This window comes from Streptomyces pathocidini (genome assembly GCF_001418495.1).
GTDB classification, from domain to species: Bacteria; Actinomycetota; Actinomycetes; order Streptomycetales; family Streptomycetaceae; genus Streptomyces; species Streptomyces pathocidini.
The window spans coordinates 1-4,435 of sequence record NZ_LIQY01000330.1 but is presented as its reverse complement, the minus strand read 5'-3'; the positions used below and the strand labels follow the sequence as shown (position 1 = coordinate 4,435).

The 4,435-nt window shown below is 69.9% G+C and carries 5 protein-coding genes; 3 read left to right on the top strand and 2 right to left on the bottom strand.

All coding sequences use genetic code 11. The annotated features are described in order from the left end of the window. Positions 1–67: 67 nt before the first annotated feature. The gene (locus tag AOK16_RS16410) at positions 68–355 is read right to left on the bottom strand and encodes a DUF2530 domain-containing protein (RefSeq protein WP_055472990.1); all 288 of its coding nucleotides are present in this window, start codon (positions 353–355) and stop codon (positions 68–70) included. A 257-nt stretch (positions 356–612) separates the two neighbouring features. Here AOK16_RS16410 and AOK16_RS16405 point away from each other — a divergent pair, with 257 nt between their 5' ends. After that, the gene (locus AOK16_RS16405; RefSeq protein WP_055472989.1) at positions 613–2,076 is read left to right on the top strand and encodes an NCS2 family permease; all 1,464 of its coding nucleotides are present in this window, start codon (positions 613–615) and stop codon (positions 2,074–2,076) included. A 97-nt stretch (positions 2,077–2,173) separates the two neighbouring features. Here AOK16_RS16405 and AOK16_RS25745 read toward each other — a convergent pair whose 3' ends face one another. Further along, entirely contained in the window at positions 2,174–2,365 is a 192-nt protein-coding gene (locus AOK16_RS25745; protein ID WP_079101453.1) for a CopG family antitoxin, read from the bottom strand. A 147-nt stretch (positions 2,366–2,512) separates the two neighbouring features. On the opposite strand from AOK16_RS25745, the gene AOK16_RS16400 reads away from it, so the two are divergent. Next, positions 2,513–2,950, top strand: a complete 438-nt coding sequence (locus AOK16_RS16400) for a MarR family winged helix-turn-helix transcriptional regulator (RefSeq protein ID WP_055472988.1) — start codon at positions 2,513–2,515, stop codon at positions 2,948–2,950. 163 nt (positions 2,951–3,113) lie between these two features. Next, the coding region (locus AOK16_RS16395; protein ID WP_055472987.1) for an MFS transporter at positions 3,114–4,435 on the top strand (1,322 nt) is incomplete at its 3' end.

The following is a 4,435-nucleotide window of genomic DNA, read 5'->3' as shown; positions in this document are numbered from 1 at the left end:
CCTCGGGGGCCCGCCCCTCGGCGACGCGCCGCACTCCGCTCCGAAGCGTGGTTGGTTTCGGCGGGCTTCAGTCGTCGGGGTGCTCGGCGTCGCGGGGCGTGGCGCCCGTTCCGGCTGCCGCTCGCCGCAGGGCGGCATCGCGGGCGCGGACGTACCAGACGCCGATGAGGCCCAGCCCGCCCCCGGCCAGGCAGGTCCACAGCCACCACAGGTGCCCGTGGTCGGCGAACCAGCCGTAGAAGGGGAGCTGGACGAGGAAGAGGACGAACCAGAGCGCCGTCCCGCCGGTGACCGTGGCGACCACGTTCCCCTCAAGGGGCTCGGGGGCCTCGTGCCGGGGCGTCCACTTTGTCATGGCGCACAGCTTACGGCCCGCCCTCACCGGCCCAGCCCAGAGCTCGTCTACGCGCGGAGATGGCGATCTTTGGCCTGTGCATTCATACTGACCCGGTTCGGGTTCGACCGGGTTCGTTCGTTCCAATCTCCAGGGGGCGATCTCCCAGGGGAACAAGGGGGCAAGGCGAATCGTTTGGCCGGCCCGGCACCGTGTGTTCCAGGCCGCGGGCCAACCCCCTGGCGCCGCCTCGTACTCCCGCATTACTGAGGTCCCGTATGCCCTCCTCGGCCAACGCCCAGGTCGACGCCCCGTTCCCGCCGCACCGGCCCCAGAACGGGCTCGACCGGTTCTTCAGGATCTCCGAGCGGGGGTCCACCGTCCCCCGCGAGATCCGCGGCGGCCTCGCCACCTTCTTCGCGATGGCCTACATCATCGTGCTGAACCCGATCATCCTCGGCGCGGGCACCGACAAGTTCGGCCACCACCTCGACACCGCCCAGCTCGTCACCGCGACCGCCCTGCTGGCGGGCCTGACGACGCTGCTGATGGGCGTCATCGGCAATGTTCCGATCGCGCTCGCCGCGGGCCTTGGCATCAACGCCGTCGTCTCGCTGCAGCTCGCCCCCAAGATGAGCTGGCCGGACGCGATGGGCATGGTGGTGCTCGCCGGCCTGATCCTGATGGTCCTGGTCGCCTCGGGTCTGCGGCAGCGCGTCCTGGACGTGATCCCGGCCGGGCTGCGGCGGGCGATCGCGATCGGCATCGGCATGTTCATCTCGCTGATCGGCCTGGTCGACGCCGGCTTCGTGACCCGCAACCCGGACGCCGCCCACACCACCGTCCCGCTGGGGATGGGCACCGGCGGGCGGCTGGAGGGCTGGCCGGTGCTGGTGTTCGTGCTCGGCCTCGCGCTCACCTTCATCCTGATCCTGCGCAAGGCCAAGGGCGCGATCCTGATCAGCATCGTGGCCATGACGGTGCTGGCCGTCATCGTCAACGCCGTCGCCACGATCCCGGACCAGGCCTGGGGCCTGACCGTCCCGTCCGTGCCGGACAAGATCGTGGACACCCCGGACTTCGGGCTGATCGGCGAGGTGAGCCTGTTCGGCGGCTTCCACGAGGTCGGCGTGCTCACCGGCTGCCTGTTCGTCTTCACCGTGCTGCTGTCCGCCTTCTTCGACGCGATGGGCACGATCATCGGCGTGGGCGAGGAGGCGGGGCTGACCGACGAGGACGGCCAACTGCCCGGCATGGGGCGGGTGCTGATGGTGGACAGCGTGGCAGTTGCGGCCGGTGGCTTCGGTTCGGCCTCCGCGACCACCTGCTACGTGGAGTCCACGGCGGGCGTCGGCGAGGGCGCGCGGACGGGGCTTGCGAACATCGTGACCGGTGTCGCATTCCTGCTGGCCCTGGTCTTCACCCCGCTCGCGACGGTCGTCCCGTCGCAGGCGGCCACCCCGGCCCTGGTCGTCGTCGGCTTCCTGATCATGGCGGCCAACGTCAAGGAGATTGACTGGAGCGACTGGACGGTCGCGGCTCCGGCGTTCCTGACGATGATCTCGATGCCGTTCACCTACAGCATCACCAACGGCATCGGCATCGGCGTGCTGTCCTTCATCCTGCTGCGGGTGGCCACCGGCCGGTTCCGTACGGTGCCGTGGCTGCTGAACGTGGTCGGCGTCAGCTTCCTGGTCTACTTCCTGCTCGACCCGATCGAGCAGGCGCTGGGCATCGGCTGACGCCCGGGCGGTACGTGATGCCGGGCGATGCACGATGCCGGGCGGTATGTGATGCCGGGGCGGTGCGTGACGCCCGAGTCGTGTGCGATGCCCGGGCTCACGTTACGCCGTAGAACTTCTCCGTCTCGTCGACCGCCGTCTTGAAGCGCTCGTCGAAGTCGTCGCGGATGAGTGTCTGGGTCACGTAGTCCTGGACGCTCATTCCGCGCTTGGCCGCGTGCTGTCGTACCCGGTCGAGAAGGTCCGCGTCTATCCGCAGACTGAGCACATCTGATCCCCTCGTTTCCATACCCTGTACGGTCCCGGCCCCGGAAGGGGGATGGGTCACTTTCCGGCACCGACTCACTCGTATGGGTGACTATGTGTTTATCGGCGGGGCCGTGGCTGGCGTGCGAGGGGGTGGTCTTTAGTCAGGGTAATGAGTTACTCTAAACACATGCCGGATCTGACCAGCGGCGCCGACGTGGCCGCCGTGAACGCACTGCGGTCCGCGGTGATGCGCCTCTCCCGTCGCCTCAAGCACCAGCGGGTGGACGAGTCGCTCAGCCCCACCGAGATGTCGGTGCTGGGCACCCTCGCCCGCTGCGGCACCGCGACACCCGGCGAACTGGCCCGCAAGGAGCACGTCCAGCCGCCCTCGATGACCCGCATCGTGGCGATGCTGGAAGCCAAGGGCCTCGTCCGGCTGGAGCCCCACCCGGAGGACCGGCGGCAGAAGGTCGTCACCCAGACCGAGCGCGCGGAATCGATGCTCGAGGAGAGCCGGCGGAAGCGGAATGCCTGGCTCGCTGAGCTGGCGGGGAAGCTCGACGATGAGGAGTGGGCGGTGCTGCAAAAGGCCGCCCCCGTGCTGGAGAAACTCGCGCACCTGTAGACCTCGCGCACCTCTGGACGCGGCCCCGGTCGCGGGAGCGACGCCGGAAACCGAACGGGGAAAGGGCGTCCGAACCGAACGGGGAGCGACCGCCGGAAACGGAACCGGGAGCGACGCCGGAACCGGACAACGACCCGGACAACGACAAGGAGGCGAACCGCCTTTGAGTACGGGACACGGAGCAGACTCCGCACCCGCACCGAAGCCCGAGACCACCGACACGACACACCCGCCCCGCCCGGCCCGCGGGGGCACCTTCCGCTCCCTGAAGGTGCGCAACTACCGGCTCTTCGCCACCGGACAGGTGGTGTCCAACACCGGCACCTGGATGCAGCGCATCGCCCAGGACTGGCTGGTGCTCAGCCTCACCGGCTCCTCCACCGCGGTCGGCATCACGACCGCGCTCCAGTTCCTCCCGATGCTGCTCTTCGGGCTGTACGGCGGAGTGCTCGCCGACCGGTTCCCCAAGCGCCAGCTGCTGCTGATCACCCAGGCCGCGATGGGCCTCACCGGCCTCGTGCTCGCCGCGCTGACCCTCAGCGGGCATGTCCAGGTCTGGCACGTGTACCTGATGGCGTTCGTGCTCGGCGTCGTGACCGTCGTCGACAACCCGGCGCGGCAGGCGTTCGTCGCCGAGATGGTCGGGCCGCACGACCTGCGCAACGCGGTCAGCCTCAACTCCGCCAACTTCCAGTCCGCCCGGCTGGTCGGCCCGGCCGTCGCCGGTGTGCTGATCACCGCCGTCGGCAGCGGCTGGGCCTTCCTGCTCAACGGCCTGTCCTTCGCCGCGCCGCTCGCCGGGCTGCTGCTGATGCGCACCGGTGAGCTGCACAAGGTCGAGCGCGCGCCGCGCGGCAAGGGGCAGTTGCGCGAGGGGCTGCGCTACGTGGCCGCCCGCCCCGACCTGTTCTGGCCGATCGTCCTGGTCGGCTTCATCGGCACCTTCGGCTTCAACTTCCCGATCTGGCTCACGGCCTTCACCGACGACGTCTTCCACGCGGGCGCGGGCACGTACGGCCTGCTCAACACGTTGATGGCGGCCGGGTCGCTGGTGGGCGCGCTGCTCGCCGCCCGGCGCGGTACCTCGCGGCTGCGGCTGCTGGTGGGGGCGGCGCTGCTCTTCGGCGTCCTGGAGATCACGGCCGCCCTGGCGCCCGCGTTCTGGGTGTTCGCGGTGCTGCTGGTGCCGATTGGCATGTGCGGGTTGACGATCAACGTCACCGCGAACTCGAGCCTTCAGCTCGCCACCGATCCCGTGATGCGGGGGCGGGTGATGAGCCTGTTCATGATGGTGTTCATGGGCGGTACGCCGCTGGGCGCTCCGCTGGTCGGCTGGGTCACGGATGTGTTCGGCGCGCGCGTCGGCTTCCTGACGGGCGGGGCGGTCTCGGCCGCGGCGGCGCTCGGGGTGGCGCTGGTCCTGACCCGAGCGGGCGGCCTCCGCCTCCGCATCGACCTCCGCCGAGGCCACCCCCACATCCGCCT

Coding starts and splice junctions, on each gene's coding strand:
- AOK16_RS16410 (WP_055472990.1), bottom strand. CDS start 355: ATGACAAAGTGGACGCCCCGGCACGAGGCCCCCGAGCCCCTTGAGGGG.
- AOK16_RS16400 (WP_055472988.1), top strand. CDS start 2,513: ATGCCGGATCTGACCAGCGGCGCCGACGTGGCCGCCGTGAACGCACTG.
- AOK16_RS16405 (WP_055472989.1), top strand. CDS start 613: ATGCCCTCCTCGGCCAACGCCCAGGTCGACGCCCCGTTCCCGCCGCAC.
- AOK16_RS25745 (WP_079101453.1), bottom strand. CDS start 2,365: ATGGAAACGAGGGGATCAGATGTGCTCAGTCTGCGGATAGACGCGGAC.